Annotated in this window: 13 protein-coding genes and 3 pseudogenes; 9 read left to right on the forward strand and 7 right to left on the reverse strand. The window is 60.9% G+C overall.

The features are described 5' to 3' along the window. Positions 1-94: 94 nt before the first annotated feature. From AC07UR_RS30995 to AC07UR_RS31030, 8 genes and pseudogenes are all read left to right on the forward strand, one after another. A pseudogene (locus tag AC07UR_RS30995) lies at positions 95-358 on the forward strand (LysR family transcriptional regulator); the annotation flags it as partial. A 527-nt stretch (positions 359-885) separates the two neighbouring features. After that, a complete protein-coding gene (locus AC07UR_RS31000; RefSeq protein WP_173422432.1) occupies positions 886-1,383 on the forward strand; it encodes a sigma-70 family RNA polymerase sigma factor in 498 nt (165 codons plus the stop codon). A gap of 108 nt (positions 1,384-1,491) precedes the next feature. Further along, positions 1,492-2,442, forward strand: coding sequence for a FecR family protein (locus AC07UR_RS31005; RefSeq protein WP_494701964.1), 951 nt, complete (start codon positions 1,492-1,494; stop codon positions 2,440-2,442). Positions 2,443-2,564: 122 nt separating this feature from the next. After that, on the forward strand, positions 2,565-5,063 hold the full coding sequence (locus AC07UR_RS31010) for a TonB-dependent siderophore receptor (RefSeq protein ID WP_209792705.1): 2,499 nt from the start codon (positions 2,565-2,567) through the stop codon (positions 5,061-5,063). A 71-nt stretch (positions 5,064-5,134) separates the two neighbouring features. After that, on the forward strand, positions 5,135-6,031 hold the full coding sequence (locus AC07UR_RS31015) for an ABC transporter substrate-binding protein (protein ID WP_209792704.1): 897 nt from the start codon (positions 5,135-5,137) through the stop codon (positions 6,029-6,031). After that, entirely contained in the window at positions 6,021-8,027 is a 2,007-nt protein-coding gene (gene fhuB / locus AC07UR_RS31020) for a Fe(3+)-hydroxamate ABC transporter permease FhuB (protein ID WP_209792703.1), read from the forward strand. The genes AC07UR_RS31015 and fhuB overlap by 11 nt, the downstream gene beginning before the upstream one ends. Beyond that, positions 8,024-8,869, forward strand: coding sequence for an ABC transporter ATP-binding protein (locus tag AC07UR_RS31025; protein ID WP_209792702.1), 846 nt, complete (start codon positions 8,024-8,026; stop codon positions 8,867-8,869). Before fhuB ends, AC07UR_RS31025 begins: the two co-directional genes overlap by 4 nt. Then, the gene (locus AC07UR_RS31030) at positions 8,866-9,621 is read left to right on the forward strand and encodes a siderophore-interacting protein (RefSeq protein WP_209792700.1); all 756 of its coding nucleotides are present in this window, start codon (positions 8,866-8,868) and stop codon (positions 9,619-9,621) included. Before AC07UR_RS31025 ends, AC07UR_RS31030 begins: the two co-directional genes overlap by 4 nt. A 66-nt stretch (positions 9,622-9,687) precedes the next feature. Here AC07UR_RS31030 and AC07UR_RS31035 read toward each other — a convergent pair. Next, positions 9,688-9,870, reverse strand: a pseudogene (locus tag AC07UR_RS31035) (IS481 family transposase); the annotation flags it as partial. Between the two features lie 226 nt (positions 9,871-10,096). Here AC07UR_RS31035 and AC07UR_RS31040 point away from each other — a divergent pair. Next, positions 10,097-10,237: pseudogene (locus AC07UR_RS31040) on the forward strand (HlyD family type I secretion periplasmic adaptor subunit); the annotation flags it as partial. A 682-nt stretch (positions 10,238-10,919) separates the two neighbouring features. On the opposite strand, the gene AC07UR_RS31045 reads toward AC07UR_RS31040, so the two are convergent. The 6 genes from AC07UR_RS31045 to AC07UR_RS31070 form a co-directional block, all read right to left on the reverse strand. After that, positions 10,920-11,558, reverse strand: coding sequence for an HdeD family acid-resistance protein (locus AC07UR_RS31045; protein ID WP_209792698.1), 639 nt, complete (start codon positions 11,556-11,558; stop codon positions 10,920-10,922). A gap of 175 nt (positions 11,559-11,733) precedes the next feature. Beyond that, entirely contained in the window at positions 11,734-11,931 is a 198-nt protein-coding gene (locus AC07UR_RS31050) for a hypothetical protein (protein WP_173422425.1), read from the reverse strand. Positions 11,932-12,435: 504 nt separating this feature from the next. After that, positions 12,436-12,753 (reverse strand): hypothetical protein, encoded by a 318-nt coding sequence (locus AC07UR_RS31055; protein WP_209792696.1) that lies wholly within the window; start codon positions 12,751-12,753, stop codon positions 12,436-12,438. Between the two features lie 155 nt (positions 12,754-12,908). Next, positions 12,909-13,790, reverse strand: a complete 882-nt coding sequence (locus tag AC07UR_RS31060) for an ABC transporter ATP-binding protein (protein WP_209792694.1) — start codon at positions 13,788-13,790, stop codon at positions 12,909-12,911. Then, complete coding sequence (locus AC07UR_RS31065; RefSeq protein WP_209792693.1) at positions 13,787-14,851, reverse strand: FecCD family ABC transporter permease; 1,065 nt, start codon at positions 14,849-14,851, stop codon at positions 13,787-13,789. The genes AC07UR_RS31060 and AC07UR_RS31065 overlap by 4 nt, the downstream gene beginning before the upstream one ends. After that, positions 14,848-15,960, reverse strand: a complete 1,113-nt coding sequence (locus tag AC07UR_RS31070; RefSeq protein WP_209792692.1) for an ABC transporter substrate-binding protein — start codon at positions 15,958-15,960, stop codon at positions 14,848-14,850. The genes AC07UR_RS31065 and AC07UR_RS31070 overlap by 4 nt, the downstream gene beginning before the upstream one ends. Positions 15,961-16,021: the final 61 nt, after the last annotated feature.

Genomic DNA, 16,021 nt, shown 5'->3' on the forward strand with positions numbered 1-16,021 from the left:
TCGATATTAGCATCAATGATTCCGCTTTGTTCGCTGGGCGTATTCCGTCCTGCGTGCCTGCATGCGCGTGTCTTTTCGGAAGACGAAGAACGGTATGGAACTTCGCCAGCTGAGCTATTTCGTGGCGGTTGCCGAGGAGCTGCATTTCGGTCGCGCCGCCGCACGGGGGCATATCGCCCAGCCGGCCTTGAGCTGTCAGATCCAGTCGCCGGAGAAGGAACGCGGCGTGCAGCTGTTCCATCGCTCGACCCCGCGGGTGGAACTGACAAGGGCAGGGGCGGTCTACTACGACCGCTGTGTCAGGATCCTCGGCGATGTCGACCTGTCGGCCGAGATGGTGCGCTCGGCGGCCGGCAAGGTTCACTTCACTTTTTTTACACGTGGCGACGGGTGCGGAAAGAGCAGAATGGAGGGACAAGTGCGCAGAGGATAACCCGACGCGGCATCAGCATGACCTCGTTAACCGGTGGAGGCATAGCTCGTTGCCTTGCCGTTTCGTGTTCGTCTGGTGGCTCGGTCCTCTGTCAATGTTGCGTTAATGACACGCGATTCTAGAAAAAGACTGGGACCCGGGGAGTACTCATCGTCCGAAAAACCAAGTCGGATGGCTATCGAGTTGATAAACATGAGAAAAAGAAACATGTTTTAATCGATCGGGTATCTCCTGGCGAAACCGCGCGGTAACTAATGGTTCTTGCTAGGTAATTCGGCTTCTGGCTTAAGAAGGATCAGTTCGAAATGTGATGATCGATGCCCAGGTCTCTGCAAATGCATTCTTACACGCCGCCAAAACCGATGCCCGAACGGCAGCGCGACGGCTCTGCGACTTCGTGCAGCCGCAACCCCGAACCGACGTGCGGTTTCGCCTCACGGGGACGTTTCTAATTGGCCTGGGATATTCATAATCTCTTCCGGCGGCATGCACGGGAACTCGCGGGTTCCTTGCGCCGGCGCGGACTGTCGGAAGAGACGGCGGCAGACCTGACGCAGGACACGTTCGTACGGCTGATGGGCGCAAACCCCAAGGGCAATCAGAACAATCCCAGAGCGTATCTGTTCAAGATATCCCGCAATCTGGCGATCGATTACCATCGCCGCGAGCAGGCTGCACCGGTCGATCACATCCCCGATGCGGAGTTCACGGCGATTGCCGATCCCAGGCCATCGGCGGAAGCAGCGCTCTACGACAAGCAGCGACTGGCGCTTTCCGATGCGGCTCTTGCCGAACTGCCCGAGCGCACTCGGCGGGCTTTCGAACTCTACCGGCTGGAAGATCTGACGATCGCTGAAGTCGCTGAAAAGATCGGTCTTTCAACCACGCGCACATGGGCACTGATCCGGGACGCCTACCGGCATGTGCGTATCAGGCTGCAGGATCTATAGAATTCCCGGCGGCACTGTGAAAATCCTTCACGCTGCCGCGTTTTCGTATATGGGCGCGGTACAAGGTCGACCCGATGCGGTGATGGAGGCACGCAAATGGAGGATGACGTGTCCGAAGAGGACAGGCTTTTCGATGAGGCGGTGGATCTCCTGATCCGCATTCAGAGCGACCCGGAAAACCCGGTTGCCCTCGACGTTGCGCGTCGTTGGCTGTCGCGCGGCCCCGCACAGGAGAAGGCGTGGTCGGAAGCTCTGGAAATCCACGGCATGACCGGCAAGATTCTCACGGATCGACGAAGGGCCGATCGCAAGGCCGCCTTCTCGGTTTCTCGGCGCGTGCTGATGGTCGGCAGCTTCCTTGGCGCCGCCGGACTTGTCGCTGCAGCCTCTTCCGGCCCACGCCTTATCCTTCAAGCGAGGGCCGACGCGATGACCGCGACCGGCGAGATCCGTCGCCTCGAATTGCCTGACGGCAGTTTCGCCACACTTGGACCGAACAGTGCTATCGCCCTGACGGTTACAGCGCAGCGGCGAGAGATCGAACTGCTTCAGGGCATGGCATTCTTCGAGGTGGCGCCGGACGAAACAAGGCCGTTTCGCGTCACCTCGGCAGGCGTGACAGCCACTGCGCTCGGTACGGCGTTCGATGTGAGCAGCGATGCGGACTGTCTGACCATAGCTGTTGACCATGGCCTCGTGGGCGTGGATCTGCCGTCGGACAACGCAATCGCGCCTGCGCGTCTGGCGCAAGGCGAGTGGCTGACCTTTGCCGAAGGCGATCAGTCCGTATCGATCGGCAAGAAGGATCGAAGCCAGATTGCCAGCTGGCGGCACGGGATGGTCGTCGTCGAGCGCGAGACTGTCGCGGCCGTCGTCGCACGCATCGCACGATGGAAGAAGGGCGAGGTCGTGATAACCAGCCCTTCGTTTGGCAGACGTCTCGTCAGCGGTGTCTACGATCTGCGCGATCCTGTGTTGGCGCTCGAAGCCGTTGTCCAGCCTCACGGCGGCAGGGTACGCAGCGTTACCCCCTACCTGACGGTCATCTCACCGTTTTAAAAAAAACTTGAGAAAAAAGTGAAAATTTTCTGGCGGCCGCCGTTTTCCCTATCAGAGGGTGCCGGCACGTCGTTCGAATGCTCGGCCTTCTGAGCGAAAGCGTAGTGAGAAGAGGGCAGAAAATGGGGCGTTTGGGCAAGAACAACAAGCGGGCAGGCAGAGCGTTTGCCGCTGCGTTATTGATGTCGACGGCAGTGGCCGGCGGCGCTGCGGTGGCGCCGCTGCCGGCACAGGCGCAGTCGACCGAGGCCAGTTTTTCGATCGCGGCCGGGCCGCTCGGTGACGCGCTCGCCAGGTTCGGTCGGCAGGCCGGCATTCAGGTCACCTATGTGCCGTCGATCGCTTCGGCCAAACACACCTCCGGCATTGTCGGTCGGGCAACGCCCGAGGTGGCGATTGCAAAGATCCTCGCCGGCTCGGGATTGACTTACACCTTCACTAATCCGCGGACCGTTGCGATCTCCGAGCCGGGCGCCGTTGGCGGCGGCGTTACCGTTGACGGGGCGACGGCGTTGCAGACGATCAGCGTGACCGGTCAAAATCCATGGGGTCCGGTTGACGGCTTTGTTGCCACCCGCGGATCGACGGGCACGAAGACAGATACGCCCTTGCTCGAAACGCCGCAGTCGATTTCGGTCATCACGCGCGATCGCATCGATCGGCAGGCCGCAAACAGGCTGGACGAGACGTTGCGCTACAGCGCAGGCGTGCGCTCGGATTATGGCGGCGCCGTCGTAGCGGCCGACAACATCTTTATCCGAGGCCAGTTCGCCAATACCTATCTTGACGGCCTTCGCAACACGCCGTTCAGCTACTTCGGCATCATGGCGGCCGAGCCTTACGGTTTGGAGCGCGTGGAGGTCCTCAAAGGTCCGGTCTCGGTGCTTTATGGCCAGAACCAGCCTGGCGGCATGATCAATATGATCTCCAAGCGTCCGACGGAAGACGCGCGCGGCGAGGCTCAGCTTTCGCTCGGCACTCAGAGCCACAGGCAGGCAGCCTTTGACGTCAGCGGCCCGCTTGATGCCGAAGGTGCAATCCTCGGACGTTTCGTTGGACTAGGTCGCCTCGCCGACGGCAACGTCGAATACACGGATGACGATCGCCTGCTGCTCGCTCCCAGCGTCACGCTGAAGCCGGATGAGGGGACGTATCTCACGGTGCTTGGCTCTTATCAGAAAAACAATGCGCTTGCCGTTACCAATTACCCGTGGGCGGCGGTCAACGGCACCAGCCCTTATGGTCGGATGCCGATGGAACGCTTCCTGGGGGAACCGGATTTTGACCGGGAAACGCAGGAGCAGATCAATTTAGGCTACGAGTTCTTCCACGAGTTCAATGCTGATTGGAGCTTCAAGCAGAACGTCCGCTATTCCAACTTCGAGAACCAGGAGAACTATCTCGCGCGCAACAGCGGCCTGCTGTTCAGCCCACAGACGGGAGGCAACACCGCCATCGCGAGAAACTGGCAGTTCCGGCATGCCTTCGGCGACACAGTCGGCATCGACAACCAACTGAACGGCAAGTTCGAGACCGGTGCGATTGGCCATGATGTCCTTTTCGGCTTCGACTATGCCTGGAGCCGGGCGACGCGTGACGAGAAATGGGGAACAGGCCCTCGGATCGAGAACATTTTTGCGCCGACCTACGGAAGCCCCATCGACTTTTCGAGATGGAACACCTGGGTCGACGCCGAAACCACGACAAACCAGTTCGGTCTCTACGCGCAGGATCAGATCGAGTACGAAAACTGGCGACTGACCCTCGGCCTTCGGCACGACTGGGTTTCGGCAAAGGTGGATGATCTGTGGAACGGCGATCCGGGTATACCGACCAATCCCAAGACGGCAACGGCCCTGCAGGACAGTGATTGGTCCGCTTTGACCGGACGCGCCGGTCTGACATATGTCTTCGACAGCGGCATCGCCCCCTATGTCAGTTACTCGGAATCTTTCAATCCGGTCGTCGGCGAGGATCGTTTCGGCAAGGCGTTCGAACCGGAAAAGAGCAGGCAGTACGAGGTTGGCGTGAAGTTCCAGCCGGAGGGTTGGGATGGCTTCTTCACCGTCTCGGCCTTCGATCTCACGCGGGTCAACGTCACGACTGCCGATCCGGCCGATATCACCAAATCGGCACAGGTCGGTGAAGTCAGGTCACGCGGTCTGGAATTCGAAGCCGTTGCCGAGTTGACCGATGGCCTGAGCCTCATCGGCGCCTATACCTACCTCAACTCGGAAGTCACCAAGGCGACGGCTGAAGGGAGCTATGCGACCGAGGGCAAACAGCTCATTCGCGTGCCCGGACATATGGCGTCCCTCTGGTTGGACTACCAGGTGGAGGCTGGCCCGCTCGAAGGATTGGGGGTCGCCGGCGGCGTGCGTTACACGGGCGCGTCATGGGGCGATGCGCTCAACACCTTCAAGGTACCTTCCTACACGCTCTTCGATGCGGCGCTCAGCTATGATTTCGGCAAGCGCAATCCAGAGCTCAATGGCCTCAGTGCCAACCTGAACGTCACCAACCTATTCGACAAGTCCTATGTCGCGAGCTGCTTCTTCACCCTCGCCTGCAATATGGGAGAAGGGCGCACGGTGCTGGGGACCTTGAAATACAAGTGGTGAGAAAGATGCCGGGAGACCGTTGCGCGAAGGGGTCTCCCGATCTGTGCTCCAGAAAGGATCGGGCGACAGTCTTGCCGATAACCCGCCGGACATTGCTAAGGGCAGCGTCGCTCATTCCATTGGTTGCCGGCGACGTGGCTGCGCAGCCGAACGCTGTTCCTGCTCGCGCGGTTGCGCTCGATTGGGCATCGTCGGAAACGCTGCTTTCGCTTGGGGTGGCGCCGATCGCCATCACTGAGCGCGATCGCTTTCTTTCTGCCAACCCGGCTTTTGCGGCACGGGCTCCTATCCACGATCTTGGTGCGCCCTGGGAGCCGAACCTCGAGTTGATCGATGCCCTTGCCCCCTCGATCATCTACACGAGCAGTTACACCAAAATGGTCGAACCACAGTTGCGCCGAATTTCCAACGTCGTCGTCACCGATCTTCATGGTGGCCGCCGCGGTCAGCTCGCTCGGTGTGCGGACTTTGCCCGAACCGTCGTCACGGCGTTTCCCGGCCTGGCTGACGGCAGCCTGCTGGCGGCGATGGAACAGACGCTCGCCCGCAACCGGGCTGTTTTGTCCGCGCCGCGCCACCCGCCTGTCCTCTGCGTCTACCTCCACAGCAATGGCCGCTTTGCGAATGTCTTCGGATCGAACAGTTTTGCCGGCAATGTCGTGGCCCATGTCGGGCTTGCAAACGCATGGGTTGCACCGACCAACAGCAACGGCTTCGACTATGTCGGCATCGAGAAGCTCGCGGCGATCTCTTCTGCTCGCATGCTCGTTCTCGGCGACGGAGCGAAGACGGAGCGCGCCCTGAAAACCCTGAAGACAAGCGCGCTTTGGAACGCCATTCCCGCAGTCAAGGCCGGGGAGGTCAGGCTGTTTCCCGATGTCGCCATGTATGGGGCGCTTCCGACGGCCGTGCGTTTCTCACAGATGCTTGTCGATGAATTCGCACGTGAAAAGCCCGATGCCGGTTAACATCCTTCCAACTCGCAACGACAGGGTTTTGCGCATTTCCCCCGGTTTGCTCGTTCTATCAATGGCCGGGCTGGCACTGTTGTTCAGCGTTCGCTTGCTGACCGGTCTGGTGCCGATCGCGAGGTGGCCGGACGCGATTTGGGCAGCGGACGGAGGGGATGTTCCTTCGCTGTTGTTCGTCTATTCCCATCTGCCGCGGATCGCGATCAGTATCCTGGCGGGCGCCGCGCTCGGGCTCGCCGGGACCCTCTTGCAGCAGGTCCTGCGAAACCCATTGGCGGAGCCGACGACGCTTGGCATCTCGACGGGCGCGCAACTCGCTCTCGTCATCGCGCTCCTATGGCAACCCTGGCTTCTGGATCATGGCCGGGAGACGGTCGCCATTGCAGGCGCCTTGCTTGCGGCCGCCGCGGTTTTCGCCGTAGCCCGTTCAGGCCAGAGTTCGCCACTCTCGCTTGTGATGGCGGGGCTGGTCGTCAACATGACGCTCGGGGCCATCTCAGGCGTCGCGGTCCTCTACAATCATGAATATCTCTCCGAACTGTTCGTCTGGCAGTCCGGTCGGCTCGAACAGAGCGGGTGGTCGCAGGTTCTGTTCCTCGCCCCGCGCCTGGCGTGTGCGTTCATCGTATCGCTGCTTCTCACGCGTCCGCTGGCCTTGATGGAACTCGGCGATGAGGGTGCGCAATCTCTCGGGCTGCGAATGGCCGGATTTCGGCCTGTCGCCCTTCTCGTTGCCGTGGCGCTGTCTGCCTCCGTCGTCGCAGCGGTTGGCGTCATCGCCTTTGTTGGCCTCGCGGTCCCCACGCTTGTCAGTCTCGCCGGCGCAAGGCGGCTGAAGGAGCGTTTGCTGTGGGCGCCTGCCTTTGGAGGTAGCCTGCTTTGGCTGGCTGACCAATTGGTGCAGCAGGTTGCAATCGGTAACACGACGCTGCCGACCGGGGTCGCCACCGCGTTGTTGGGCGCGCCGCTCCTTCTCGTCCTCCTTCCAGGACTGAGAAACGCTGCCGCTCCCCCAGCGGTGTCGTTCGCCGCAGCCCGCAGGCTCGATCGCCCGTGGCTGGCAGTTTCGATGGGGCTGGCTGTCCTTGGGTTGGCTTTGCTCGGAGCGCTTGCTGTGGGAAAGACAATGGGCGGCTGGACGGTCGCGGGGGGCGACGCTGCCGATTTCGTCGCGCGATGGCGGGGCGCGCGCGTTCTGGCGGCGCTATCAGCGGGAACCCTTCTCGGTCTGGCCGGAACGATGATCCAACGGATGACGGGCAACGCGCTCGCAAGTCCAGAAATCCTCGGCATATCCTCCGGCGCAAGCCTCGGCGCAATCGCTCTCACGGTGGTACTGCCCGGCTTCGGTCTTGCTTCGCTAACGGCCGCAACCACAGCTTCGGCCGGGTTGACCCTGATCATCATGTTGGCCGTCAGCCGAACAACAGAGTTTTCGCCGCAAAGGTTGATCCTTGCCGGCGTGGCGCTCGGAACGTTCGTGGCCGCGCTCAGCGAAATGCTCATTGCCACCGGCGGCTCGTCACGGACATTTCTGCTTTCCTGGATGTCCGGCTCCACCTATCGCGTGACATGGGACACCGCTATTGCCGCTGCATGTATCGCCACGGTCTCGCTGTTTGCCTCTCCGCTATTCGCGCGCTGGCTTGATGTCTTGCCGCTTGGGGAGAGTTCCGCGCGCTCGCTCGGAATGAATATCGGCCAGGCCCGTGGCTGTATCGCTGTCGCCTGCGCCTTGATGACGGCCGGTGCAACGATTGTGATCGGCCCGTTGAGCTTCGTCGGCTTGGTTGCTCCCCACCTGGCGCGTGCGGTCGGTATCAGCCGCGCCTTGCCACATCTTGTCGCCGCGGCCATTGCCGGCAGCACGATCATGGTGCTGGCGGACTGGCTGGGTCGGCTGCTGATCTTTCCCTGGCAGATCCCGGCGGGGCTGCTCGCGGCGCTGGTCGGCGGTCCGTATTTTCTCGTGCTGATGTGGAGGCGCGCATGACTGTTTGCTTGAGTGTCCGTGAGGCGTCCGGCGTCTGTGCAGCGCCCTGCTTTAAGGTCGAGGGCGTCTCATGCCTTGTGGGCGGCCGGCAGATACTCGGACCAGTGTCCCTCGCGTTGAAGGGGCGGCAGGTTCATGGGCTGATCGGCCACAACGGCTCGGGGAAATCGACGCTTCTGAAAATACTGGCGCGCCAGCAGCGGCCAAGTCACGGCCGCGTCCTCTATGATGGGGTCGCGCTGGATCAACTGGACAGCCGCGTCTTCGCCCGCAAGGTCGCGTATCTGCCGCAGCAGACGCCGCCCGCTCCGGGCCTGCTCGTCAAGGAACTGGTCGCCTTCGGGCGCTATCCCTGGCATGGGGCTCTCGGCCGCTTCGGCAGCGACGACAGGCGCAAGGTCGACGAGGCGATCGAAATGACGGGGATTACAGCTTTTGTAAACCGCCCGATCGACACGCTGTCCGGTGGCGAGCGGCAGCGTTGCTGGTTGGCGATGCTGGTGGCACAGGACGCAGATTGCCTGTTGTTGGATGAACCGATTGCAGCCCTCGATATCGCCCATCAGATCGAGGTTCTTTCTCTTGTTCGACGACTTGCGAAAGAACGCAGCATCAGCGTTGTGGTCGTGCTGCACGATATCAACATGGCAGCCCGCTTCTGTGATGAAATCATCGCGCTTCACTCGGGCAAGCTGCTTGCGCAAGGCAGACCTTCCGAAATCATGACGCCGGACAGCCTGCGCCGCATTTACGGCATCGAGATGCAGGTCTTCCGCCAGCCCGGCGGCGGATTTGCGGCGCTGCCGGAACCAGGCGCCTCAGGGCAGGGAGCGCCGCGATGAATGCGAGTTTTGCTGCAGAGGTCGTCTCGATTGAGCGGCTCTCGCCGTCGGTTGTCCGCATCGAGCTTGGTGGCGGTGATATCGCACAGTTCACATCGACCGGCTTTGCCGACGAATGGGTCCGTCTCGTCTTTCCCAACGCGTGCGGCGACATCGCCTTGCCAGGGCAGGTCGATGGCAAGTGGGGAACACCGGAAGGCGTTCCGAAGTCGCCGATGCGTCCCTATACGGTGCGGCGGTGGGACGCCGATAGGGCGCGCATGACCGTGGATTTCGTGGTCCATGATGGCGGTGTGGCGGCGAGCTGGGCAGCCGGAGCCGACGTTGGCGATAGGATTGGTATCGCCAATCCCGATGGCCGTTTTCGGCCGCCGGTGGACGCGGAATGGATACTCCTGTTGGCAGACATCACCGGCCTTCCAGCTGTCGGGCGGATCGTCGAGGAAACACCGCCGACACTGCGGACGTTTGCGCACCTCGAGGTCGCTGTCGCAGGCGACGAGCAGCCGCACATCACGGCTGCAGCTGCGGTGGCAAGATGGCATACCGGATTTGGCGCCACGCCAGAAATCACACGCCTTGCCGAGATCGCCCGCTCGATCGACCTGCCAAAAGGTCAGGGATACATCTGGATCGCAGGTGAAGCGCAAGCCGTAACCGGGGCACGTGAGCATTTCCGTGATCGGATCGGGTTCGACAAAGACCGCATCACCGCCATCGGTTATTGGTTCCTGGGCAAGCCGCGCGGATAACAAATGCGCCCATTTCACGCTAGCCTATACCTGCGGCGAAACCTTCTCGCTGGTCTCGCCCGGCCATGACATTGGCTCACTTGGGCCGGTCGGCAGATCAGCGACAGAGTTTCGCTTCTTCCATTTGGCAACGGTCTTCTGCTTGACGCCGTAGTGCTTGGCCAGTGATCTCAGGCTCTCTTGACTATGTTGTATCGCTCGACGGACCGCCTCTGTCGTGGTGGCGCTCCCATGAAGAAGCCGGCCCATAGTGCCTCCCTCCATTCAATGGAAAATACTGCACCATCAAAGCATGGGACTAAACACCTGGATTGGCCCCTTGGTAAATCGCCAATTGATTGCTTGCTGTCTTACGCTTCCGGTCTCCCCCGGCGTAGCGCTTCCGTCGTTACAAGCCCGGCTCGCTTCCCTGTTTAGGCATCGATCGAACGCCTGCTATGAGAACTGGAGGAGAACGGTCGTAACAGCGAAGCCAGAGCTTGGACGCCTGGGCTCTCTGGTGCTTCACATGGGTATGCCGGTGGAGGCGTTTGTCCAGACTGGAGAGTGCGCCGCACTTTCATATCTCAACAAGCCGCTTGCTAATCAGATCGCACGTGCGAAGCGCGAGGAGTAACTGGATGTCCTGCGATCGAGACGAGCAATGAGCAAGAGGGTAGGTGAAGTGTACTCCGCGCTGCGGTGGACTGCACGGTTTGCGTGAAACCAATGCTTGGACACGTTCCTGGCTCCCTACGAGATTTCGTCGGCGGGCAGGAACTTCGTCTGTTCGACTGCGAGCAGGAAACGTGCGCGTTCCTCATCGGTCATATCGATGCGGCGGAGGTCCTTATCCATGAGTATTGGTGTCTTAAGCCCCCCGCAACAAATCAAAAAAGAGCCCGCTAGACCGTAAGGTCGGCGGGCTTTTTTTGCGTTCTGGAGCCAGGCAAAAAAAAGCAAAACAAAAAAACCGAGCAGCTCGGGGAGGCGGCCGGAGCATTTGCGTGAACCATCCCAGTTGGCTGGGGGAAGCGCATTTCCTCGCGCTGACATTCGCGGACGCGGCGCCCATGTTGGCGACGCAGGCGCTGGCCTTGCCTCCTGGCCTGCAGGAGGCTTCGATCCGACGGTGTCGCGTCGGAGTTGGATCGACGCCATGACATTTCGATGATGCCGTCAGATGCGGCCACAGCACTGCCAGCAACTGAGCGCCGAGGCAGGGTTTTCCAAACTCACTCGACCTTGTCCCAGGCGGCTCGCAATCCGCCTGATCCGGCGGTGCTGAAGGCTCAGCGATCGTTGGTATGAGACCCATCCTACGCGGGTGGGGGGTCCGCATCGCTTCCACTTCTGTCCGGCCGAGGGGAAAATGCAAATCTCAGCCACGCTAGGCCGTGCGCCAGGAAATCGATGCCGAGCAAGAGTGCCAACATCCACAGACTTAACTTTGGGAACTCGGACAAGATGGCGAATCCTGCCCCGGCGCCAAAGGCTCCTGACAGCATCATGGTCCATCCTGCCTGACGCCAGTGGCTTAGGCTGAGCAACATCCTGACGATCCCCGACAGGGCGAACAACAGGCCAATCACGTAGGTTTGCAACAACTCTTGTGTGCGCCCGGACCGGGCCACGATGTTTGTCAGGATCTCCATCACGCTCGAACCCACTGCATCAGTGAGTATCAGGCCCAAGGCGATGTAGAGAAGTCCCAGCAGCATCTGCCATGACAGGGCGCTCCAACTTCTCGCCCACAAGGCGTGGACGATTTCGAATGTGCCGACCAAGATGGCAGCGGTTCCGATGAAGCCCGGAGTAACGACCGACGCAAACGCCACATCCGTCAGGACGACCAATCCCGCCAGAAGCATCACTCCGCCCAGCACGACGCGAACCGACGTCGGGGGGCCGGTCGTATCGCCACCTGCGTTGCGCGGCCTGGTGTCGTGAAGTGTCATGGGTTCTCGTCACTCCCACTACTCGTTGTGACTGCGATGCTCCGACCAGCGGAGAAGGCTGCGCAAGAATGTTCGAATGCGCTCAGAAGCTGCGCCTACAGTGCAGCCGCATCGATCTACCGGACACGGCACGTGAGCGTGCCTTGCGCCTGCAGAGCGCATGGCGGCAACAACGCTACCGCCGTTCATTCCGGCGCAGGACGTGACCGATGATGAAAACTATCCCGATGAGCAGCAAGATCACGCCTGCCAATCCGAACCCAAAGGAGCCATAGCGGTAGCCGGACGCCACGACCAGGAAGCCAATAATGATACTGGCGAAGCCAATGAGCTTCATCTTCATCAGGTTGAAGTTTGTACCATATCCTGCCATGGAGTATCCCCATTATCAGAAGTATACGCGAGTGGAATGAAAGAAACTAATCTTGGCGTCCGCTCTCTACTACATCGAAGCGCCGCGTGTTCAACGGAAAAGCCGATTGCGTCGCGTGAAAGAGGTCGTCCTGTTCTGGAGTCGCATACTAAAGACTGCTTAGATTAAGCGCAATGATAAGGTGTAATGCTCGACTTTGCTAGAGGGAATCGATTGACGGATGGCTCCGGCGGGTATCGGCGACCGCCACGGTCGTGCCTTTGGTGCGGCGATAGACGATCCAGAAAACTTTAAAGCGCCGCGCTCGGTCAGCGGCTGAATTTAATCCTCCTCGCCGCCGTTCTTGGATTGCACCCAGCGCTTCACATTTGGTGACGTCACCGAACCGGAGATCCGGGCTGCCTTCTCAATGATGACGTTCGCCTTTTCCCAGCCACCGGCGCGGCCAAGGCGGCGCGGGAACAGCCGCAAAATTTCCAGAAAGACTTCGACCGTGGCGCTTGCTCACCTGAGTAGGCCGGGCGCCTTCAGTTCGGCATCCAGCCGATTGTAGGCCGCCTGGACCATGTCGATGTCATTCAGGTGGCTGACGGCGGCGACTTCCATCATCACATTTGCAACAGCCGCTTCGACCCGCAAGCGTGGGGTTTGCATGCCTTCCTCTATTAGTTCGGTTGCGGTCGTCTCGTCGCCGCCAAGTGCGAAATAGAGTTCGAGTGCTCGCCTCAAGAAGAGTGTGCCACGGGCATGGGGCGGTTGCGAAAAGAGATCGCCCTCGTTCTGGGTCAGAAGGGCTACCGCTTTGTTCTGTATCTCGCTCATTTCACGTTTCTCGCAGGTCAATTGTTCGAGTGGCGGCGAAAACTATCGTCCGATAGCACAACCGCCCCCTGAAACGCTACTTAGCTCGACCAACCTGAATTGAAGCTGGCGCCGTTCGAATGTGTTTCGCAATCCAAGTCGAGCCGAGCTGCCTGTTATGTGGACTGACGCTGGTTTAGGGCCTCAAGCGGCATATGACGGGTGTGCTCTCTTGCAACCCGATACTGCAGATGAACGTTCCCGACGGCGCGTTGCTCCTGTGGAAAGGGCGATGGAGGCTTCATGGGCTGGCGCGGCCCGATGGGAAGCACACAGGGTCCGTCATCGGTTGCGAGGACTCTCGCCTCGACATCGTAGATGGCGGCGACGTTTTCGGCGGTGAGCACTTCGGCGGCAGTTCCCCATGCCATCAGCCGCCCTGCCCGTAAAAGCAGGAGAATGTCCGCTGCCCTTGCCGCAAGGTTCAGGTCGTGGATTGCCATGAGAACCAGCGCACCGGTCCGCGCCACATACTTCCTGAGAATGTCGAGGACAGTGAGCTGATGGCGGATGTCGAGCGCGCAGGTCGACTCGTCGAGGATGAGGAGCTTCGGGCGCCGCATCAACCTCTGAGCGAGCAACACGAGTTGCTGCTGGCCGCCCGACAGGGTTCCGACCTGACGGCGTGCGAGCGCCTCGAGGCCGAACTCGTGGAGCATCTCGCTGGCCTGCTCAAGCTCGCCTTCTCCGACGCGAAAGCCGAGCTGCTCGTGGCATCCGAGCAGAAGAGTTTGCAACACCGAGAGATCCGCCTTGGTGCAGCAGTGTTGCGGCATGAAGCCGACGCTCCGGGCGTTCAGTGGCCCCGCGCCCCACCGCACCGATCCCGAATGGGCGAGCCTTCCGGCGATGGCGCCCAGAAGCGTGGACTTTCCGGCACCGTTGGGGCCGGCAAGGGCGACGATCTGGTTTGCGGGAAGGGACAAGGAGAGCGAATCGACGATCGTCAGGCGTCCCCACCTGACGGAGACACCATCGAGGATGAGTTCTTCCTTCATGATATTTCACTTCCTCCCCGACGAACGATAACGAGGAACAACATGGGGATGCCGGCAACGGCAGTGATGATGCCGACCGGGATGACCGAAGCTGGCGAGAGCAGTTTGCCGAAGACCGAAGCGCCAATCAGGATGATCGCGCCTGCAATTGCGGCAAAAGGAAATGCAAAGCGATGATCTTCGCCCACTGCGGTGCGGGCAACATGCGGGGCGATAAGGCCGACGAAGCCGATCGTGCCGACGAAAGAGACGGCGGCTGCGGTCAATAGCGCGACCAGGACGAAGCTGCGCTTGCGCAACGCACTCACCGAAAGGCCGAGGCTGGAGGCGTTGGCCTCGCCGAGGCGAAGCACTGTCAGCCTCCAGCAATCCCGCGCGACAAAAGGTAGGCAGGCCGCAAGGATCGCTGCGGTGACCGCGACCGAGGTCCAGTTCGCCTTCAGCAGGCTGCCAAACAGCCAGAACACGATCTGCTGGAGCACTTCCGGCGAGGCCAGGAATTGCAGCAGCGATTGCATCGACTGAAACAGGAACAGGACTGCTATGCCCGCCAGAACGAGGATTTCTGGTGTGGCTCCCCTGAGTTGCGCCACAAAATAGACGAGCGCGCAGGCAAGGAGGGTCATGGCAAAGGCCATCGCCGGGACAACGACGAAACCCGGAAGCGGAACGAGGCCGCCGAACATGATGGCAAGCGCCGCCCCAAAGCCCGCGGCAGCGGAGAAGCCGAGGGTAAACGGGCTTGCCAGCGGATTGTCCAGGATCGTCTGCATCTGCAGTCCCGCGATCCCAAGGCAGGCCCCGACAAGCGCGCCCATCAGGGTTTGAGGCATGCGTAGCTGCCAGAGGATGGTCGCGGCCGCAACGTCGTCGCCCTTCGGGCCGGCCAGAAGGGCGGACCACACGTCGAACAGCGACATGCCGGACGGCCCGGTCAGAAAATCCACCAGGACCAGGATCAAGAGGGCTGCCAGCCCGACGCCAATGGCGCCGAGCCGCCTCGCCGTGGCCCGCCGGTAGTCGGCGACCACATGTGCCGTCTCAAAGACTGCGCCGGTCATTTGACGCTCGCTTCATAGGGAAGGACGAACACGCCGTCTGCCTTGATCGGCATCCAGGTGTCGTAATAGCGCCGGATGTCTGCGACAGGATCGACGTCTTTGAAGGCGTCGGGATAAAGCTGTTTTGCAATGTACTCGGCGTAGACAAAGTCGGACAGGGTACGCGAACCGCCATGATAGATGGCATGGACGCCGCCGTTCTGGACAGCCGGCAGCGTGCTCCAGCCGGGACGTTCGACATAGGCCTTCATCCGGTCGCGCACCAGTTCCTCGGAGGCGCCGAACCCGACCGAGACGGACAAGGGCTTGTTCGCCCATTCGGATCCGGCCAGGAACACCAGGTCGGGCTTCTGGGTGAGCACATATTCCGGGCTCAGCGGGCCCCAGTTCTCAACCTGGTCCTTGGCGATATTGATACCGCCGAGCTCGTCAACGAGCGCGCCCCACATCGTCTTGCCATAGCTGTTGCCGACGTCCTGCGCACCCTTCTGGGCAAGTTCGACATAGACCTTCTTGTTGCTCGGCGGAGCCGATTCAATTCGCCGCTTGATGTCATGCATCGCGTCTTCGTACTGCTTTGCAAGCTTTTCCGCCCGCTCTTCGCTGCCCATCACCCGGCCGAGGACAAGGGTAGACTGGACGTGCTTCTCGACCGTCTGCGAATTGTAGTCGAGCGTGACAACCGGTATGCCCGCCGAGGTGATCTGGTCGACCGAGGCCCCCAGAGAATCGAAGGCCCACGCCGAGAGGATCACGAGGTCGGGCCTCGTTGCGATCACCTTTTCAACCGAGAAGGTGCCGTTTTCCGTGTCGCCAATGTCGGGAATCGTGGGCAGTCCGGGGATTGCCTTTGCGTAGGCTTCGAACTGATTGGGACGCCAGTCTTTCCAGGTCGACAGCGATAGAGCTGCGACCTTGTCCATCGCGCCGGGACCGACGACTGCAATGAAATCCTCGTAGTAGAAGTTGAGGATCACCCGCTTTGCCGGTGCGTCCAGGATGACCTCCCGTCCCTTGACATCGACAACCCTGATTTCTGCGTGGCTCTGGCCGGCAAGTGCGAGTGCGGCAGTGGCGAGCAAAACGATGGTCTTGAGTGTGTTGCGCATGTGTTTTCCTTGCGGCGGCCGTCAGCACGATCAGTGCTGGCGTGCGCCTGCTCTTTGTTTT

This window comes from Ensifer sp. GW821-FHT05G01 (assembly GCF_059419585.1).